This window comes from Kitasatospora sp. NPDC058243, from assembly GCF_042882025.1.
GTDB lineage: Bacteria > Actinomycetota > Actinomycetes > Streptomycetales > Streptomycetaceae > Kitasatospora.
Genome location: NZ_JBHVWW010000033.1, coordinates 69,057 through 88,351, shown reverse-complemented (window position 1 = coordinate 88,351; position 19,295 = coordinate 69,057). Strand labels below are relative to the sequence as shown.

Sequence of the window (19,295 nt, the reverse complement as noted above, 5' to 3'; positions counted from 1 at the left end):
CAGCCCTGCCCCCCACCCCCACCGGGTCCAGTGCCCCGCCCACCCTGGCCCCCCCCGAGCCCCTCCCCCCCCCCGCCGCCGCCGAGCCCCGGCCGACGGCCGCCCCGGCCCCCGGCGCCCGCCCGAACGGTGCCCGCCCCGCCCAGGGCGCGGCCCGTCCGAACGGCCGACCGGTGCCCGCCCAGGCCCCGAACCCGGCCCCGAACGGCTCGCCCGCCGCGCCGTTCCCCGCCGGCCCCGGTGCGCAGGCCCCGGCGGAGGAGCCCGGCGTGTACGAGGCCGCCTCCCCCTTCGCGCCGCCCACCGCCGACCCGTTCGCCCCGATGGCGCCCACGGCCGGAGCCCGCGGCCGGCGCGACGACCGCCCGCAGCAGGGCACCCAGCAGAACGGCGGCCAGCAGAGCGGCAGGCAGCGCAACGGCCGGCAGCCCGACGGACGGCCGCAGCAGGGCCCGCGCCCGGGCGCCCGCCCGCAGGGCCCGGCGGCCGGCGCGACGGACCCGGAGGACACCTCGGTCGACGGCTTCGAGCCGATCCGCGAGGGCACCCCGCCGCCCGCCGCCATACCGGGCCTGCCGCAGAACGGCGCCGCGCACGGCGGCGAAGCCCGCCCGCAGCCCGGCCTGTTCGCCTCGGCCCCGGCCGGTGCCGACCCGTTCGCCGCCCAGCGCCCCGCCGGGCCGGGCCAGGACGCCTTCGCCCACCCGGCCCCCGGCGGGCTCTTCCCCGGCGCCCCCGGGCACCCGCAGCAGCAGCCCGGACCGGACCCGGAGGCCACCGAGCTCACCCCGCTGCCGACCCCCGCCCCGGGCCCCCGGCCCGCACCGCAGCCGGCCAAGACCGAGTCCGCGCCCGCGCCCGCGCCCGCGCCCGCCAAGGGCAAGGGCAAGGGCAAGGCCAAGCCGAAGGCCAGCGCCGGCAAGAAGCTGGTCAAGCTGGGCGTGTACGGCGTCGGCTTCGTGCTGTTCCTCGGCGCCGCCGCGTACGGCACCGGTCTGATGCTCAACCAGTCCGACATCCCCAAGGGCACCGTGGTGCTCGGCACCGACATCGGCGGCAACAGCCGCGACCAGGCGATCCACCAGCTCGACGAGACCGTCGGCAAGACCGGCCAGCAGCCGCTCAAGCTGAAGGTCGGCGACCAGGCGCTGAACCTCGACCCGACCGTCGCCGGGCTGAGCTTCGACACCACGGGCACCGTGGACGGCCTCGCCCAGCACAGCTACAGCCCGGTCGACGTCATCAAGTCGCTGAAGGGCGGCACCAAGGCGGTCGCACCGGACGTCAAGGTGGACCGGGCCAAGCTCAAGGCCGCCCTGGACACCCTGGCCTCCGGCTCGGGCCAGGGCCTTCAGGAGGGCTACGTCAAGTTCTCCGAGAACGGCGACCCGGTCGTGGTGCCCGGCCGGGCCGGCCAGGCCGTCGACTCGGCGAGCGCCCTCGACGTGGTCGAGCAGGCCTACCGCGACCGCGCCGCCGGCAAGCCCGACCAGCCGATCGCGCTCGCCGTCACGGCCGCCCAGCCCAAGGTCTCCCCGCAGGCCCTGCAAGCCGCCGCGGACAGCCTCGGCAAGTCCGCGCTCAACGGCAACGTGTACGTCCTGGCCGGCACCAAGAAGTGGATCTTCGGCAAGGTGGTCGCCGCCAAGACGCTCACGCTCGTCCCGGACGCCTCCGGCAAGATCGTGCCCAAGTGGGACCTCGACGCGCTGAACGGCCAGCTGGGCAGCGTGTTCGACAAGGTGAAGGTCAAGAAGAACGGCCAGACCGCCGCGATCACCCCGCAGGACGTCGCGGACGCCGTCACCTCGCTGCTCGACAAGACCGGCGAGAAGGACCGCACCTTCAAGTTCACCGTCGCCTGAGCAACGACCGCACCGATCGGGGGGCGGGCCGGCATCCGGCCCCCCCCTCGACAACTCCCCCTCCCGGTCAGCAAGATGTGACGCCACACCCTCCGCCACACCTTCCGCCACAGCCACCTCGGGGAGCACGCCGATGAGCCGCCGCCTCCAGCACCGGACGGCCCTGCTCGCCGGTCTCACCGCCCTGTCGCTCTCACTGACGCTCTGTTCGTGCGCCTCCGGCCAGGGCGGCGCCGCCGCGGACGGGCCGTCCGCCACCGGGGCCCCCAAGCTCACCTCGATCGACGTCAACCCGCGCGAGCGCTCCCAGCTGCGCCAGGGCGGCACCCTGCACCTGGCGATCGCCCAGTTCTCCCGCCAGTGGTCGCCGATCCAGACCGACGGCAGCGAGTCCTCGACGATCAGCGTCAGCAAGCCGCTGCTGCCGACCTTCTTCCGCTCCGACGCGGCCGGCACCCAGACCGTCAACCCGGCCTACCTGCAAGACGCCCACGCGGAGCTGCGGGACGGCCGGCAGGTCGTCGTCTGGACGCTCAACCCGAAGGCCCACTGGTCCGACGGCACCCCGATCACCTGGCGCGACCTCGAAGCCAACTGGCGCGCGCTGAACGGGAAGGACCCGGCCTACCGGCCCGCCAGCAACACCGGCTTCGAACAGGTCTCCTCGGTCGAGCGGGGCAAGGACGACTTCCAGGCGGTGATGACCTTCGACCGGCCGTTCTCCGAGTGGCAGTCGATGTTCAACGGCGCCGCCAACGCCCCGCTGCTGCCCGCGAGCCGGCTCGCCACCCCGGAGCTGTTCAACTCCGCCTACCTGGACGCGATCCCGGTCACCGCCGGCCCGTTCAAGGTCGAACGGCTGGACCGCGCCGCCCAGACCATCACCCTGGTCGCCGACCCCGCCTGGTGGGGCGACAAGCCGATGCTGGACCGGATCGTCTTCCACGCCATGCTGCCCAACGCCATGGCCCCCGCCTTCGCCAAGGGCGAGATCGACCTCTTCAACAACGGCCCGGACGTCGCCGGCTACCAGACCATCAAGAGCACCAAGGGCGCCGCCGTCCGCCGGGCCGGCGGGCCCGACTTCCGCCAGCTCACCCTCAACGCCCGCACCCCGGCGCTCAGCGACGCGACCGTCCGCCAGGCCGTCTTCCAGGCCGTCAACCGGGACGCCGTCATCCGCTCCGACCTGAACGGCCTGGACTGGCCCGCCGCCCCGCTCAACAACCACCTGCTGGTCGCCAACCAGAACGCCTACCGGGACAACTCCCTCGGCCTCAGCCGCTACGACCCCGCCGAGGCCGCCCGCAAACTGGACGCGGCCGGCTGGCGACTCGACGGCGACGTCCGCAAGCGCAACGGCCGCGAGCTGAACCTGCGGATGGTCATCCCGGCCGGCGTCACCCAGGCGCAGAGCGAGGCCGACAGCGCCACCAGGACACTCAAGGACGTCGGCATCAAGGTCACCACGGTCACCGCCGCCGCCAACGAGTTCTTCGACAAGTACGTCAACCGCGGCGACTTCGACATCACCGCCTATTCGCTGCTCGGCACGCCCTTCCCGGCCAGCGGCAACCGCGCCGACTTCGTCCAGAACGGCGGCACCAACCACGTCGGCACGGGCAGCCCGGCGGTGGACGCCGCCCTCGACCGGGCCGCCGCCGCACCCGACGCGGCCACCGCCTCCGAGGCGATCAACCAGGCCGACGGCGAGCTGTGGAAGGTGGCCGGCGTGCTGCCGCTCTACCAGCGCCCGCAGCTGTACGGCGCCCGCGCCAACCTCGCCAACATCGGCGCCCAGGGACTGTCCGACATCGTCTGGGAGAACGTCGGCTTCGAGCGGTAGGCGGCGGCGACGCCCCGGCGCCCTCAGCCGTGCAGGGTCTCCCGCCAGAAGTGGCAGGCGCTGCGACGGCCCGGCAGTTCGGCGCCCTCGGCGTCCACCACCGGCACCAGCGGCGGGAGTTCGCTCAGGCAGCGGTCCTGCACCCGGTTGCAGCGCGGGTTGAACGCGCAGCCCTGCGGGACCTCCAGGAGGCTGGGCGGCAGGCCCTTGATGGCGTGGAGGTTCTGCCCCTTCTGGTCCAGCCGGGGGATCGAGTCGAGCAGGCCCCGGGTGTACGGGTGGGCGGGGCGCGCGTACAGGTCGCGCACCGGGGCCGTCTCGACGATCCGGCCCGCATACATCACCGCGATCGTGTCCGCGACGTCGGCGACCACGCCGAGGTCGTGGGTGATCAGGATCAGCCCCATGTGGAACTCGTGCTGCAACTCGGCCAGCAGGTCCATCACCTGGGCCTGCACGGTGACGTCCAGCGCGGTGGTCGGCTCGTCCGCGATGATCAGGTCCGGCTCCATGGAGAGCGCCATGGCGATCATGATGCGCTGGCGCATGCCGCCGGAGAACTGGTGCGGGTAGTCGCCGACGCGCTGCCTGGCCGCCGGGATCCGCACCCGGTCCATCAGCTCGATGGCCCTCTCCCTGGCCTCCTTGCGGCTGGCGCCGCGGTGCACCTGGAACATCTCGCCGAGCTGGTAGCCCACGCTGAGCACCGGGTTGAGCGAGGACAGCGCGTCCTGGAAGATCATCGCGATCTTCTGGCCCCGGACGAACCGCCGGGCCTTGGAGCCCATGGTCAGCAGGTCCTCGCCGCGGTAGAGGATCCGCCCGCCGGTGATCCGCCCGGGCGGCACGTCCAGGATGCCCATGATCGCCTGCGCGGTCACCGACTTGCCCGAACCGGACTCGCCCAGCACCGCCAGCGTCTCCCCGGCCGACACCGAGCAGCTCACCCCGTTGACGGCCCTGGCCACGCCGTCCCGGGTACGGAACTCGACGTGCAGGTCGTCGACCTCCAGCAGCGGGGTCCCGGGCACCAGGTTCTCCCGACCGCCGCCGATCACCTCCACCATGTCCATCCGAGCAGCCCTCCCCCAGCGCGGCAGCGAGCACCTATACGCGCAGAGCAACTATCAACGACCCGACCCCACTTGCGGAATTGCGCGGCACGTCTCTTTTCCATCACAAGAAAGGGCGCACCCCCGGTGCGGGGGCGCGCCCTGGATCCCGCGAGCCGCTAACCGGGCCCGGCATCCCCCTGCCCAGCCTCACGCTCCGCAGCGCCCTGCCCAATCTCGCGCTCCGCCGCGCTCCGCCCGCTCTCGCGCTCCGCCGCGCTCTGCCCGATCTCGCGCTCCGCCGCGAAATGACACGCCGAGTCGTGCCGGGCCGCCCCGCCCAGCCAGGACGGCGAGGCGAGCAGCGGGATCTCGGCCGCGCAGCGGTCCTGCGCCTTCCAGCAGCGGGTGCGGAAGCGGCAGCCGGACGGCGGGTTGGCCGGCGAGGGCACGTCCCCGGTGAGCACGATCCGGTCCCGCGACTCCCGGGCCGTCGGATCCGGCACGGGGACGGCGGAGAGCAGCGCCTGGGTGTACGGGTGGGTGGCGTGGTCGTAGATCTCGGCATCGCTGCCGATCTCGACCATCTTGCCGAGGTACATCACGCCGACGCGGTCGGAGATGTGCCGGACGATGGAGAGGTCGTGCGCGATGAACATGTACGAGAGGTTGAACTCGCCCTGCAGCTTGTCCAGCAGGTTGATCACCTGCGCCTGGACGGACACGTCCAGCGCGGAGACCGGCTCGTCGCAGATGATGATCTCCGGCTTGAGCGCCAACCCCCTGGCGATGCCGATGCGTTGGCGTTGCCCGCCGGAGAACTGGTGCGGGTAGCGGTTGATGTACTCGGGGTTGAGCCCGACCACGTCCAGCAGGTCCTGGACGGCCTTGCGGCGGTCGCCCTTGGGCGCCACCTCGGGGTGGATCTCGAACGGCTCCCCGATGATGTCGCCGACCGTCATGCGCGGGTTCAGCGAGGTGTACGGGTCCTGGAACACCATCTGGATGTTGCGGCGGACGGCCTTCAGCGCCGACCCGGACAGCCGGGAGATCTCCTCGCCCTTGTAGCGGACCGATCCCCCGGTGGCCGGCTCCAGGTTCATCAGCACCTTGGCCAGCGTGGACTTCCCGCAGCCGGACTCGCCGACGACGCCCAGCGTCTCGCCCTGCCTCAGGTCGAAGGAGACCCCGTCGACGGCCTTCACGGCGCCGACCTGCTTCCTGAACAGCACGCCCTTGGTCAGCGGGAAGTGCTTGACCAGGTCCCGGACTTCGAGGATCGGCTCGCCGCGCGGCACCTCCTGGGCGAAGGCGGCCTCCTCCGGCACCGCGGCGCCCAGTGCGCTGGACCCGTTAGCGGCCATGGAGGGTCTCCTTCCAGAAGAAGCAGGCGCTGCCCCGCCCGGCCAGCGGGGCGCCGTCGTCCTCGGCGACCGGGTACAGCTCCGGCACCTCGGCCCGGCAGCGGTCCTGCGCCCGCGGGCAGCGCGGGTTGAAGGCGCAGCCCTGGGGGATCCGCAGCAGGTTGGGCGGCAGGCCCTTGATGGCGTACAGCTCCTGGCCCTTCTGGTCCAGCCGCGGGATGGAGTCCAGCAGGCCGCGGGTGTACGGGTGCGCGGGGCGCGCGTACAGGTCGTGCACCGGGGCGGTCTCGACGATCCGGCCGGCGTACATCACGGCGATCTTGTCGGCGACGTCGGCGACCACGCCGAGGTCGTGGGTGATCAGGATCAGGCCCATGTGGAACTCCGCCTGGAGCTCCGCGAGCAGGTCCATCACCTGGGCCTGCACGGTGACGTCCAGCGCGGTGGTGGGCTCGTCCGCGATGATCAGGTCCGGTTCCAGGGCCAGCGCCATGGCGATCATGATGCGCTGGCGCATGCCGCCGGAGAACTGGTGCGGGTAGTCGTTCACCCGCTGCTTGGCCGCCGGGATACGCACCCGCTCCATCAGCTCGACGGCCTTCTCCTTGGCCTCCTTGCGGGACGCCCCCCGGTGGGCGCGGAACATCTCGCCGAGCTGGAAGCCCACCGTCAGCACGGGGTTGAGCGAGGACAGCGCGTCCTGGAAGATCATCGCGATCTTCTGGCCGCGGATCCTGCGCCGCTCCTCGTTGCCCATCTTCAGCATGTCCCGGCCGCGGAAGCGGATCTCCCCGCGCGGGATCCGGGCCGGCGGCATGTCCAGGATGCCCATGATCGCCTGCGCGGTCACCGACTTGCCCGAACCGGACTCGCCCAGCACCGCGAGCGTCTCCCCCGCCCGGACGCTGTAGTCGACCCCGTTGACCGCCTTGGCCACGCCGTCCCGGGTGACGAACTCGACGTGCAGGTCGCGGACGTCGAGCAGCGGCCCCTCGTACGACGCGGCCCGCTCGGACCTGGTGGCGTCCACGGCTGTACTCACGTTGCGCTCCCCTCGCTCAGCGAAGCTTCGGGTCGAGGGCGTCGCGCACCGCGTCGCCCAGCATGATGAAGGCCAGCACGGTGACGGAGAGCGCCACGGCCGGGAAGAACAGCACGTACGGCGCCGTCCGGATCACCTTCTGGGCGGAGGAGATGTCGATGCCCCAGGAGATGGTCGGGTCCTGCAGACCGATGCCGAGGAAGCTCAGCGTCGCCTCGGTGGCGATGTAGCCGCCGAGCGCGATGGTGGCGACGACGATCACGGGGGCGATGGCGTTCGGCAGGATGTGCCGGAACATCAGCCGCCCCGTCCCGGCGCCGAGCGCCCGGCCGGCCACCACGTAGTCGGACTGTTTGACGGTCAGCACGGCGCCGCGCATGACGCGGGCGATCTGGGTCCAGCCGAGGAAGGCCAGCGCGATGACCACGCTCCACACCGTGCGGGTGGTGAAGGCGTTCAGCAGCACCAGGGCGCCGAGCAGCAGCGGGAGGCCGAAGAAGATGTCGGTGATCCGGGAGATCACCGCGTCGACGGCGCCGCCGAAGTAGCCGGCGACCATGCCGGCCAGTCCGCCGAGCACGGTGACCGCCAGGGTCACGCAGATGCCGACGGTGATCGAGGCCCGGGCGCCGTACACCACCCGGGCGTAGATCGACCGGCCCTGCCCGTCGTAGCCGAACCAGCCGGCGCCGAAGAAGTCCGTCCAGTCCGGCCGCCTGAGGTAGTCGTGGATCAGGTCGGCCTTGCGCGGGTCGGCGTCGGTGAACGCCCAGGGGAAGATCGCCATGACGACCAGCAGCAGGATCAACACGGCGGAGATCAGGAAGATCGGCCGCCGGCGCAGGTCCCGCCAGGCGTCGCCCCAGAGGCTGCGGGCCTCCTCCCGCTTGGCCGGATCGGGCTCGACCAGGGTCTCCTGCTCGACCGCCATGCCCTGCTCCCCGGCGTAGTCGAGGTGTGAGACCCCGGGCTTGGGGTGCGGCTCGTAGGAGTTCTCGTCGTGGATGTCAGGCATAGCGGATCCTCGGGTCCAGGACCGCGTAGAGCAGGTCGACGAGCAGGCTGGCGACGAGGTAGACGATCACCAGGACGGTCACGATGCCGACCACGGTGGGGCCTTCCTTCTGGTTGATCGCCCGGTACAGGACGTTGCCGACGCCCTGCACGTTGAAGATGCCCTCGGTGACGATCGCCCCGCCCATCAGGGCGCCGAGGTCGGTGCCGAGGAAGGTGACCACCGGGATCAGCGAGTTGCGCAGCAGGTGGCGGGAGATGACGGTCCGCCGGGGCAGGCCCTTGGCGACCGCCGTGCGGATGTAGTCGGCCCGCAGGTTCTCGCCGATGGACGTCCGGGTGAGCCGGGCGACGTACGCGAGCGAGAGCGAGCCCAGCACGATCGCGGGCAGGATCAGCTGGGAGAGGTCGGTGGAGTCCTGCACCGTCGGGGTGACCCAGCCGAGGTTGGTGGCGAAGATCGTCTGTGCGATGTAGGCCAGCACGAAGACCGGGATCGAGATCACCACCAGGGTGAGGATCAGCACCAGGGTGTCCTGGATGCTGCCGCGCCGGAGGCCGGAGGCCATGCCGAGGGCGAGGCCGAGGACCACTTCGAAGACGAAGGCCATCAGCGCGAGCCGGATGGTGACCGGGAAGGCGGTCGCCATGATCTCGGAGACGGGACGGCCGGTGAAGCTCGTCCCGAAGTCCCCCTGGAAGAGGTTCCCCATGTAGTGCAGGTACTGCTTCCAGACCGGCTGGTCCAGGAAGTACTTGTGCTTGATGCTGGCCACGATGGCCGGGTCGGCGGCCTTCTCGCCGAACAGCGCCGACACCGGGTCGCCCGGCAGCGTGTAGACCATCAGGAAGATCAGCAGCGTGGTGCCAAAGAACACCGGGATCATCTGCAGCACCCGCCGCAGCACGTAACTGCCCATCCGAGCCTCCTTCCTAGACGTGCCCTGGGTGCACGGCCGGCCGGGGACGGTCGGCCGGGAGGGCCGGGCCCCGCCCTCCGTGCGGGAAGGGCGGGGCCGGCGCGAGGGGTCGGGGGATCAGCCCTTGACCTCGACCTGGGTCCAGGCCGGGTTGCCGAAGGAGTCGAACTTCACGTTCTGCACCTTGGTCGAGTAACCCGAGTTGGTGCGGTAGTACCAGAGCGGGATGGCCGGCATCCCGCTCGGCAGCACCGCCTCGGCCTGCTGGTAGCCGGTCACCGTGTCGGCGACGCTGGCGGCCTCGTCGGCCTTGGTGGCCGCCTGGTCGAACTGCGGGTTGCTGTAGCCGAAGTCGTTGGACGCGGCGCCGGTGCGGTACACGTCGGACAGGAAGTTGGCGTTCAGCGGGTAGTCCTGCACCCAGCCGGTGCGGAAGGCGCCGTTGACCTGGTGCCCGGTGATCGCGGCGCGCGCGGTCTTGAAGTCGGGCTTCGGGTCGCCGAGGCACTCGACGCCGGTGCTCTGCCGGATCGAGTTGCAGACCGCGTCGACCCACTCCTTGTGGCCGCCGTCGGAGTTGTAGGTGATCAGCAGCTTGTTGCCGGGGACGCCGCCGCCGTCGCTGATCAGCTGCTTGGCCTTCGCCGGGTCGAACTTGCAGAAGTCGCCGCAGGCGCCGTCCTTGTAGCCCTCGACGCCCTCGGCCACCCAGGCGGTGGCCGGCTTGCGGGAGTTCTGCAGCACCGTCTTGGTGATGGTGTCGCGGTCGATCGCCATGGACAGGCCCTGGCGCACCTTGGCCTTGTCGGGCGCGGCCCAGTCGGCCTGGTAGAGGGTGAAGCCGATGTTCTGGATGGCGCCCTGCGGGGCGTCGATCGCCCGGTCGCCGAGGTCGCTCTTGTACGTCGCCAGCGCGGACGGCGGCACCTGGTCCATCACGTCCAGGTTGCTGGACTGGAGGTCGGCGTAGGCGGCCTCGGACGTGGTGTACATCTTGAAGACGATGCCGCCGTTCTTCGGCTTGTCGACGCCCTGGTAGTCCGGGAAGGCCTTGGTGACGACCTCGGAGTTGTGGTTCCAGCTGACGAACTGGTAGGGGCCGTTGCCCACCGGCTTCTGCCCGTACCCGGTCGGGTCGTTGAAGAAGGCGTCCGGCAGCGGGGAGAAGGCGATGTAGCCGAGCTTGTACTCGAAGTACGAGACCTTGTTGTTGAGCTTGACGGTGAAGTGCAGGTCGTCGACCACGGTCAGGCCGGACATCTTGGTCGCGGTCGGCTGGCCGCCGGCGGGGTGGACGTTCTGGTAGCCCTCGATGTCGGAGAACCAGGAGCTGTTGATCTGGTTGTTGCTGGTGGTCGCGCTCCAGTTCCAGGAGTCCACGAAGTTCTTGGCGTGCACCGGCGTGCCGTCGTGGAACTTCCAGCCGTCCTTCAGCGTGACGTCGAAGGTCTGGGAGTCACTGGTGTCGATCTTGTCGGCGACCTGCATCCGGATCTTGGCGGTGGCGGGGTCGTAGTCGACCAGCCCCTTGAAGAGGTTCTGGATGATGCGACCACCGCCGACCTCGTTCGCGTTGGCGGGCTGCAGCGGGTTCTGCGGCTCACTGCTCTGGTAGCTGAAGCTCTTGCTGCTGTCCGACGAGCTGTTGCTGCTTCCGCCGCCGCCGCTGCTGCACCCGGTGGCCACCAGGGCCACGGATGTCGCAGCGGCGAGGACCCAGCGAGCACGGGCGGCTACGGGCATGGAGGTCCCTCCTCGTGGTGTGTGTCGCATCACACCCCATGAGAAGCGCGCCCGGTCGACGGCGCGAGTCGAATGCACCCGGACGGGTGCGTTGAGCGCCCCGCGAGTTGACGGAACGACGGAAGGGCCCGCGGCGCGAAGCCACGGGCCCTTCCGGGGATGCCACGGGGAGTCAGGCGGCGGCCGGCTCCCGGACCTCGGCGAAGTGACAGGCCGACTCGTGCGCGGCCGGGCCCTTCAGCACCGAGGGCACCGCGAGCAGCGGGATCTCCTCGGCGCAGCGGTCCTCCGCCTTCCAGCAGCGGGTGCGGAAGCGGCAGCCGGACGGCGGGTTGGCCGGCGAGGGGATGTCACCGGTCAGGATGATCCGGTCGCGGTTCTCGCGCGCCGTCGGGTCCGGCACCGGCACCGCGGAGAGCAGCGCCTGGGTGTACGGGTGGGTGGCGTTCTCGTAGATCTGCTCGTCGGTGCCGATCTCGACCATCTTGCCGAGGTACATCACGCCGACGCGGTCGGAGATGTGCCGGACGATGGAGAGGTCGTGCGCGATGAACATGTACGACAGGCCGAAGTCGCCCTGCAGCTTCTCCAGCAGGTTGATCACCTGCGCCTGGACCGACACGTCCAGGGCGGAGACCGGCTCGTCGCAGATGATGATCTCGGGCTTGAGCGCGAGACCGCGGGCGATGCCGATGCGCTGGCGCTGGCCGCCGGAGAACTGGTGCGGGTACCGGTTGATGTACTCCGGGTTCAGACCCACGACGTCCAGCAGGTCCTGGACGGCCTTGCGGCGGTCGCCCTTGGGCGCCACCTCGGGGTGGATCTCGAACGGCTCCCCGATGATGTCGCCGACCGTCATGCGCGGGTTCAGCGAGGTGTACGGGTCCTGGAACACCATCTGGATGTTCCGGCGGACGGCCTTGAGGGCCTGGCCGGACAGCTTGGAGATGTCCTCGCCCTTGAACAGCACCTGGCCGGAGGTCGCCCGCTCCAGGTTCATCAGCACCTTGGCCAGCGTGGACTTGCCACAGCCGGACTCGCCGACGATGCCGAGCGTCTCGCCCTTCGCCAGCTCGAAGGAGATGCCGTCGACCGCCTTGACCGCGCCGACCTGCTTCTTGAAGAGGATGCCCTGGCTCAGCGGGTAGTGCTTGACCAGGTCCCTGACCTCCAGGATGGGCTCAGCCATGGAGGGTCTCCTTCCAGAGGTGGCACGCGCTGCGGCGGCCGGTGAGCTCCTTGCCGTCCTTGTCCGCCACCTGGTGCAGCGCCGGGATCTCCGTGCGGCACAGGTCGGTGGCGACGTCACAGCGGGGGTTGAACGCGCAGCCGGCCGGGACCTTCAGCAGGTTCGGGGGCAGGCCCTTGATCGCGTACAGCTCCTGGCCCTTCTGGTCCAGGCGCGGGATCGAGCGGAGCAGGCCCTTGGTGTACGGGTGCGCCGGGTTGGCGTACAGGTCGTGCACCGGGGCGGTCTCGACGATCCGGCCGGCGTACATCACGGCGATCTTGTCCGCGACGTCGGCGACCACGCCGAGGTCGTGGGTGATCAGGATCAGGCCCATGTTGTATTCGGCCTGGAGCTCCGCGAGCAGGTCCATCACCTGGGCCTGGACGGTGACGTCCAGGGCGGTGGTGGGCTCGTCCGCGATGATCAGGTCGGGCTGCATGGAGAGCGCCATGGCGATCATGATGCGCTGGCGCATGCCGCCGGAGAACTGGTGCGGGTAGTCGCCGACGCGCTGCCTGGCCGCCGGGATCCGCACCCGGTCCATCAGCTCGATGGCCTTCTCCTTGGCGTCCTTCTTGGAAGCGCCCTGGTGCACCCGGAACATCTCGCCGAGCTGGTAGCCCACGCTGAGCACGGGGTTGAGCGAGGACAGCGCGTCCTGGAAGATCATCGCGATCTTCTGGCCGCGGATCCTGCGCCGCTCCTCGTTGCCCATCTTCAGCATGTCCTGGCCGCGGTACAGGATCTCGCCCTGCGTCACCTTGCCGGGCGGCATGTCCAGGATGCCCATGATGGTCTGGGCGGTCACGGACTTGCCGGAGCCGGACTCTCCGAGCACGGCGAGCGTCTCGCCCGCCGCGACGGAGTAGTTGACGCCGTTCACGGCCTTCGCGATGCCGTCCCGGGTGTGGAACTCCACGTGGAGGTTCTTGACCTCCAGCAGCGGGGTGCCAACTTCGAGTCGGCCGCTCTTCTGGTTGTTGTTCTCGATCACGGTGGTCATCGGGTCGTCACCTCTTCTCTCAGCGGAGCTTCGGGTCGAGGGCGTCGCGCACCGCGTCGCCGAGCATGATGAAGGCCAGAACCGTGAGGCTCAGCATTCCGGCGGGGAAGAACAGGGCGAACGGAGCGGTCCGGATCACCTTCTGGGCGGTGTTGATGTCGATGCCCCAGGAGATGGTCGGGTCCTGCAGACCGATGCCGAGGAAGCTCAGCGTCGCCTCGGTGGCGATGTAGCCGCCGAGCGCGATGGTGGCGACGACGATCACGGGGGCGACCGCGTTCGGCAGGATGTGCTTCCACAGGATCCGGCTGGTGCCGGCGCCGAGCGCCTTGGCCGCCGTCACGAAGTCGGCCTGCTTGATGGTGATGACCGAACCGCGCATGACACGGGTCATCTGGGTCCAGCCCAGGGCGACCAGTGCGAAGACCACGCTCCAGATGGTGCGCGAGGTGAAGGCGTTGAGGATCACCAGGGCGCCGAGCAGCAGCGGGATGCCGAAGAAGATGTCGGTGACCCGGGAGATGATCGTGTCGACCCAGCCACCGAAGTAGCCGGCCAGCATGCCGGTGATGCTGCCGAGGATGGTCACACCCGCGGTGACGCAGATGCCGACGACGACCGAGGCACGGGCCCCGTAGATCACCCGGGCGTAGATGCTGCGGCCCTGGAGGTCGTAGCCGAACCAGTCGGCCTGGAAGAAGTGGCTGTAGTTCGGCTTCGTCAGGTAGTGCGCGCGCAGGTCGCCGGCGCGCGGGTCCGCCGAAGTGAACAGCCCGGGGGCGATCGCGATGACGATCAGCAGCAGGATCAGCAGCGCGGAGATCACGAAGATCGGCTTGCGGCGCAGGTCGTGCCAGGCGTCGGAGCCGAGGCTGCGGGCCTTCTCGGGCTTGGCCGCCGCGGTGTCGGCGGCGCGCTGGGCCGGGATCTCCTCGGCCGTCTTCTTCTCGGTCAGGTCAGGCATAACGGATCCTCGGGTCCAGGACCGCGTAAAGCAGGTCGACGATCAGGCCGGCGGCCAGGTACACGAGCACCAGGAAGGCCACGAAGCCGGAGACGGTCGTGCCCTCCTTCAGGTTGATCGCGTGGAAGAGCGCGTTACCGACACCCTTGACGTTGAAGATGCCCTCGGTGACGATCGCGCCGCCCATCAGGGCGCCGAGGTCGGTGCCGAGGAAGGTGACCACCGGGATCATCGAGTTGCGGAGCAGGTGGGTGCCGATCACCTTGCGCCGCGGCAGGCCCTTGGCCACCGCGGTGCGGACGTAGTCGGCCTTGATGTTCTCGGCTATGGAAGTACGGGTGAGGCGCGCCACGTACGCCAGCGACAGCGAGCCGAGCACGATGGCCGGCAGCATCAGCTGGGTGATGTCGTTCGAGTCCTGGACGGTCGGCGTGACCCACTTCAGGTCGTCCGCGAAGACCGTCTGGAAGATGAAGCCGAGCACCGGAACCGGGATCGAGATCAGCAGCAGGGTCATGACCAGGGTGCCCTTGTCGAACGCCTTGCCCCGGCGAAGACCGGCGAACAGGCCGACAGAGACGCCCAGCACGATCTCGATGATGAAGGCCAGCAGCGCCAGCCGGACCGTGACCGGCAGCGCCTCGGTGATCACATCGAGCACCGGCCGTCCGGCCAGGGTGGTTCCGAAGTCACCGGTGAGCAGTTTCCCCATGTAATCGACGTACTGCTCGTACCACGGCTTGTCGAAGCCCATCTGGTGGGTCAGTGCGGCGAGCTGGGCCGGGTCCGGCGCCTTGTCGCCCCACATCGCGGCCACCGGGTCACCCGGCAGCAAGTGCACCATGACAAAGATGAGCAAGGTCGTTCCGAAGAAGACCGGGATCATCTGGAGCAGTCGCCTCGCGACAAAGCGCCCCATCGTGCCTCCATGTATGACTCTGCCGGGCCCGTCATCCCGGCCAGAGATAAGTCGGCGTGCCAACGGCCGGTGCCAGTCCTCGCCCTTGTGGGGATGGACGGGCACCGGCCGTTGTCACCGGGTCAGGCGGTGCCGACCGATTACTTCTTCTTGACCTCGACGTCGGTGTAGACCGGGTTGCCGAAGGAGTCGAACTTCACGTTCTGGACGTTGTTGGACCAGCCGGAGCTGGTCTTGTAGTACCAGAGCGGGATGGCCGGCATGTCCTTGGCCAGGACGGCCTCGGCCTGCTGGTAGAGCTCCGCGGTCTTCTCGACCGAGGTGGCCGCGTCGGCCTCCTTGGAGAGCTTGTCGAACTCCGGGCTGGAGTAGCCGGCGTCGTTCGCGGCGGCACCGGTGCCGTAGACGTCGCGCAGGAAGTTCGCGTTCAGCGGGTAGTCCTGCACCCAGCCGGTACGCATCATGCTCGACACCTGACGCTTGGTCACCAGGTCGCGCGAGGTCTTGAAGTCGGGCTTCGGGTCACCGAGGCACTCGACGCCGGTGGCCTGGCGGATCGAGTTGCAGACCGCGTCGACCCACTCCTTGTGACCGCCATCGGAGTTGTACAGGATGGTGATCTTGTTACCGGGGACACCGTTGCCCTCGGCGATGAGCTGCTTGGCCTTCGCCGGGTCGTACTTGCAGGCGTCGCCGCAGCTGCCGGCCTTGAAGCCCATGACGCCGGGCGCCACGAACGCGTCGGCGGGCTGACGCGTGCCGTTCAGCACGGTCTTGGTGATGGTGTCACGGTCGATGGCCATCGAGAGGCCCTGGCGGACCTTGGCCTTCTCCGGAGCGTTCCACTCGGCGTTGTACAGCGCGAAGGAGATGTTCTGGATGGCGCCCTGCGGCTGGTCGACCGCGCGCTTGCCCAGGTCGTCCTTGTACTTGGGCAGGTCGGTCGAGTCGACCTGGTCCAGGACGTCGAGGGTGTCCGACATCAGGTCCTTGTACGCGGCCTCACCGGAGGTGTAGTTCCGGAAGACGATGCCGCCGTTCTTGGCCTTGTTGACGCCCGCGTACTTGTCGTAGGCGGCCAGGGTGATGGCCTTGTTGTGCTCCCACGAGACGAACTTGTACGGGCCGTTGCCGACCGGCTTCTGGCCGTAGCCCGCCGGGTCGGAGAAGAACCCGGTCGGCAGCGGGTAGAAGGCCGAGTAGCCGAGCTTGTACGTGAAGTACGAGACCGGGCTGGTCAGCTCGATGGTGAAGTGCGTGTCGTCGACGACCTTCAGACCGGACATGGTGTCGGCGGTCGGGTCACCCTTCTCCGGGTGAACGGCGTCGTAGCCGACGATGTCGGAGAACCAGTCCGAGTTGATCTGGTTGTTCTTGGTGTTCGCCGACCAGTTCCAGGAGTCCACGAAGGACTTGGCCGTCACCGGGGTGCCGTCGTGGAAAGTCCAACCGGACTTCAGCGTGACGGTGTAGCTCTTGGAGTCAGTGGTCTCGATCTTGTCGGCCACCTGGTTACGCAGGGCGCCGGTGGCGGGGTCGTAGTCGACAAGGCCCTGGAAGAGCTGCTTGACGATGCGGCCGCCCTGGTTCTCCATGGCGTTGGCCGGCTGCAGCGGACGCTGCGGCTCGCCGCTCTGGTAGCTGAACACGCCCTGGGCGTTGACCGCAGCGCCATCGGAGCTGCTCCCACCGGTGGAACCGCCACTGCTACAAGCAGTCGCGGCGAGGGCGACCGCAACAGCTGCGACAACCCACTTGGCCTGGCTCCCACCACGCATCGGTGTGCCTCCTGAATTCGACGTTGCAACGAGGAGGGCACTGCGGACGGGTGTTACCTGGCCCGCTGTGCCGTCCGCGCTCGTGGTTTCGGCGCGCACCCCTGCGCGTCACCCTTGACCCGAGCCTGACTGCACCCACTATCCGTCACGCACGGACACGAAAGTGACCAGTGACGATCTCAATTAGGTCACATGAACAGTCGGTAAGTTTCGAAAACCGGACATAAGAGACATAGCCAGACAGGCACCAAACGGACAGTCGTCATGAATGACGAACTGTCACGTTCGCTCAGCGGACACCTGGGAGTGATGAGCGCTATTCCGTTAATACGCCCGTCGACAACTTGGAGTAGTTGAAAAAGTTCGCCCCCCTCTCCATGGGAAAGGGGGGCGAAGCATTCCGGCCAAAGGCCGGTCAAGCCGTCCGGATCACGCCTTCTTGGCGCGCGAGGCGGTGCGGCCGCGGTCCTTCGCGTCGAGGACGACCTTACGGATGCGAACCGTCTCCGGGGTCACCTCGATGCACTCGTCCTCGCGGCAGAACTCCAGCGACTGCTCCAGCGAGAGCTTGCGCGGCGGGACGATCGACTCGGCCACGTCTGCGTTCGAGGAACGCATGTTGGTGAGCTTCTTCTCCTTGGTGATGTTGACGTCCATGTCGTCGGCGCGCGAGTTCTCGCCGACGATCATGCCCTCGTACACCTCGGTGCCCGGCTCGCAGAAGAGCACGCCGCGCTCCTGGAGGTTGGTCATCGCGAAGGCGGTGACCACACCGGACCGGTCGGCGACCAGCGAACCGTTGTTACGGGTCGTCAGGGTGCCGAACCACGGCTCGTGGCCCTCGTGGATCGAGTGCGCGATGCCGGTGCCGCGGGTGCTGGTGAGGAACTCGGTCCGGAAGCCGATCAGACCGCGGGACGGGACGACGAACTCCATCCGGACCCAGCCCGAGCCGTGGTTGGACATGTTGTCCATCCGGCCCTTGCGGACGCCCATGAGCTGCGTGACCGCGCCCATGTGCTCCTCCGGCACGTCCACCGTGAGGCGCTCGACCGGCTCGTGGGTCTTGCCGTTGACCTGCTTGGTGACGACCTGCGGCTTGCCGACGGTCAGCTCGAAGCCCTCGCGGCGCATGGTCTCGATCAGGATGGCCAGCGCCAGCTCACCACGGCCCTGCACCTCCCAGGCGTCCGGGCGCTCGGTCTCCAGGACGCGCAGCGAGACGTTACCGATCAGCTCGCGGTCCAGGCGGTCCTTCACCTGGCGGGCGGTGACCTTGCGGTCCACCTTGCCGCTGGACTTCGCGTCCGCGCCCTTGCCGCTGCCGCCACGGCCGACCAGCGGCGAGGTGTTGGTGCCGATGGTCATCGAGATGGCCGGCTCGTCCACCGTGATCAGCGGCAGCGCGATCGGGTTCTCCGGGTCGGCGAGGGTCTCGCCGATCATGATCTCGGAGATGCCGGCGACGGCGCAGATGTCACCCGGGCCCGCCACCTCGGCCGGCTTGCGGGTGAGCGCCTCGGTCATCAGCAGCTCCGAGATGCGGACGCTGGAGATGGTGCCGTCGCGCTTGATCCAGGCCACGGTCTGGCCCTTGCGCAGCTCGCCCTGCTCGACGCGCAGCAGCGCGATGCGGCCGAGGAAGTTGTCGGCGTCGAGGTTGGTGACGTGGGCCTGGAGCGGCGCGTCGGCCTCGTACGTCGGGGCCGGGACGTGCTCCAGCAGGGTGGAGAAGAACGGCTCCAGGCTGGTGCTGTCGGCCGGGACGGTGCCGTTCTCCGGCTTGGTCAGCGAGGCGACGCCGTCACGGGCACAGGCGTAGACGATCGGGAACTCGATCTGGTCCTCGTCCGCGTCCAGGTCCAGGAACAGGTCGTAGGTCTCGTTGATGACCTCGTCGATCCGGGAGTCCGGGCGGTCCGTCTTGTTGATGCAGAGGATGACGGGCAGCCGGGCGGTGAGCGCCTTGCGGAGCACGAAGCGCGTCTGCGGCAGCGGGCCCTCGGAGGCGTCGACCAGCAGGACGACGGCGTCCACCATCGACAGACCGCGCTCGACCTCGCCACCGAAGTCGGCGTGGCCCGGGGTGTCGATGATGTTGATGGTGATCGGCGCGCCACCATCCTTCGGGTGGTACTTGACGGCGGTGTTCTTCGCGAGAATGGTGATGCCCTTCTCGCGCTCCAGGTCGTTCGAGTCCATCATCCGGTCGTCGAGGTGCTGGTGGGCGGCGAAGGCGCCGGCCTGCTTCAGCATGGCGTCGACCAGAGTGGTCTTGCCGTGGTCGACGTGGGCGACGATAGCGACGTTGCGGATGTCGTTGCGCGTGGGCATGCCTAGCTGATTCTCCTGGAATCGTGGGTTGCGGCGCCCGGCCGCGAGACGCCGACCAGCGATCCCTTTGGATCGCCGCCGCCCGTTCCGCCTGCTACTACCGGTCCACCCGCCGTGGCAACGGACATGCCTCGGCTTCCTCCTATCGTACGGGGAAGCGCCCAGGTGAGCAGAAACGGGCAGGTCGGGCGGGATCAAGATCACAGACAGGTCACCCGTT

General features: G+C 69.2%; 14 protein-coding genes. 2 read left to right on the top strand and 12 right to left on the bottom strand.

The window, feature by feature from the left end; translation table 11 throughout:
- Positions 1-1,865, top strand: a 1,865-nt coding sequence (locus ACFVX9_RS22185) for a peptidoglycan binding domain-containing protein (protein WP_387983113.1), incomplete at its 5' end; no start/stop codon positions are given.
- A gap of 133 nt (positions 1,866-1,998) precedes the next feature.
- Complete coding sequence (locus ACFVX9_RS22180) at positions 1,999-3,711, top strand: ABC transporter family substrate-binding protein (RefSeq protein ID WP_387983111.1); 1,713 nt, start codon at positions 1,999-2,001, stop codon at positions 3,709-3,711.
- Positions 3,712-3,734: 23 nt separating this feature from the next.
- On the opposite strand, the gene ACFVX9_RS22175 is transcribed toward ACFVX9_RS22180, so the two are convergent.
- From ACFVX9_RS22175 to typA, 12 genes are all read right to left on the bottom strand, one after another.
- Positions 3,735-4,784, bottom strand: a complete 1,050-nt coding sequence (locus ACFVX9_RS22175) for an ABC transporter ATP-binding protein (RefSeq protein WP_387983109.1) — start codon at positions 4,782-4,784, stop codon at positions 3,735-3,737.
- Between the two features lie 158 nt (positions 4,785-4,942).
- Entirely contained in the window at positions 4,943-6,127 is a 1,185-nt protein-coding gene (locus tag ACFVX9_RS22170) for an ABC transporter ATP-binding protein (protein WP_387983108.1), read from the bottom strand.
- Positions 6,117-7,169: an ABC transporter ATP-binding protein gene (locus ACFVX9_RS22165; protein ID WP_063347954.1), complete on the bottom strand. Its 1,053-nt coding sequence runs from the start codon at positions 7,167-7,169 to the stop codon at positions 6,117-6,119. The genes ACFVX9_RS22170 and ACFVX9_RS22165 overlap by 11 nt, the downstream gene beginning before the upstream one ends.
- Before the next feature lie 16 nt (positions 7,170-7,185).
- On the bottom strand, positions 7,186-8,100 hold the full coding sequence (locus ACFVX9_RS22160) for an ABC transporter permease (protein WP_063351165.1): 915 nt from the start codon (positions 8,098-8,100) through the stop codon (positions 7,186-7,188).
- A gap of 76 nt (positions 8,101-8,176) precedes the next feature.
- The gene (locus ACFVX9_RS22155; protein WP_063347955.1) at positions 8,177-9,103 is read right to left on the bottom strand and encodes an ABC transporter permease; all 927 of its coding nucleotides are present in this window, start codon (positions 9,101-9,103) and stop codon (positions 8,177-8,179) included.
- A 117-nt stretch (positions 9,104-9,220) separates the two neighbouring features.
- Entirely contained in the window at positions 9,221-10,846 is a 1,626-nt protein-coding gene (locus ACFVX9_RS22150; protein WP_387983106.1) for an ABC transporter substrate-binding protein, read from the bottom strand.
- A gap of 172 nt (positions 10,847-11,018) precedes the next feature.
- Positions 11,019-12,035, bottom strand: coding sequence for an ABC transporter ATP-binding protein (locus ACFVX9_RS22145; protein WP_387983104.1), 1,017 nt, complete (start codon positions 12,033-12,035; stop codon positions 11,019-11,021).
- Entirely contained in the window at positions 12,028-13,080 is a 1,053-nt protein-coding gene (locus ACFVX9_RS22140; RefSeq protein WP_063347958.1) for an ABC transporter ATP-binding protein, read from the bottom strand. The genes ACFVX9_RS22145 and ACFVX9_RS22140 overlap by 8 nt, the downstream gene beginning before the upstream one ends.
- A 19-nt stretch (positions 13,081-13,099) precedes the next feature.
- Positions 13,100-14,044 (bottom strand): ABC transporter permease, encoded by a 945-nt coding sequence (locus ACFVX9_RS22135; RefSeq protein ID WP_063347959.1) that lies wholly within the window; start codon positions 14,042-14,044, stop codon positions 13,100-13,102.
- Complete coding sequence (locus ACFVX9_RS22130) at positions 14,037-14,963, bottom strand: ABC transporter permease (protein ID WP_063347960.1); 927 nt, start codon at positions 14,961-14,963, stop codon at positions 14,037-14,039. The genes ACFVX9_RS22135 and ACFVX9_RS22130 overlap by 8 nt, the downstream gene beginning before the upstream one ends.
- Positions 14,964-15,103: 140 nt before the next feature.
- Positions 15,104-16,741, bottom strand: a complete 1,638-nt coding sequence (locus ACFVX9_RS22125) for an ABC transporter substrate-binding protein (RefSeq protein ID WP_063347961.1) — start codon at positions 16,739-16,741, stop codon at positions 15,104-15,106.
- 429 nt (positions 16,742-17,170) lie between these two features.
- Positions 17,171-19,075: a translational GTPase TypA gene (gene typA / locus ACFVX9_RS22120; RefSeq protein ID WP_063347962.1), complete on the bottom strand. Its 1,905-nt coding sequence runs from the start codon at positions 19,073-19,075 to the stop codon at positions 17,171-17,173.
- Positions 19,076-19,295: the final 220 nt, after the last annotated feature.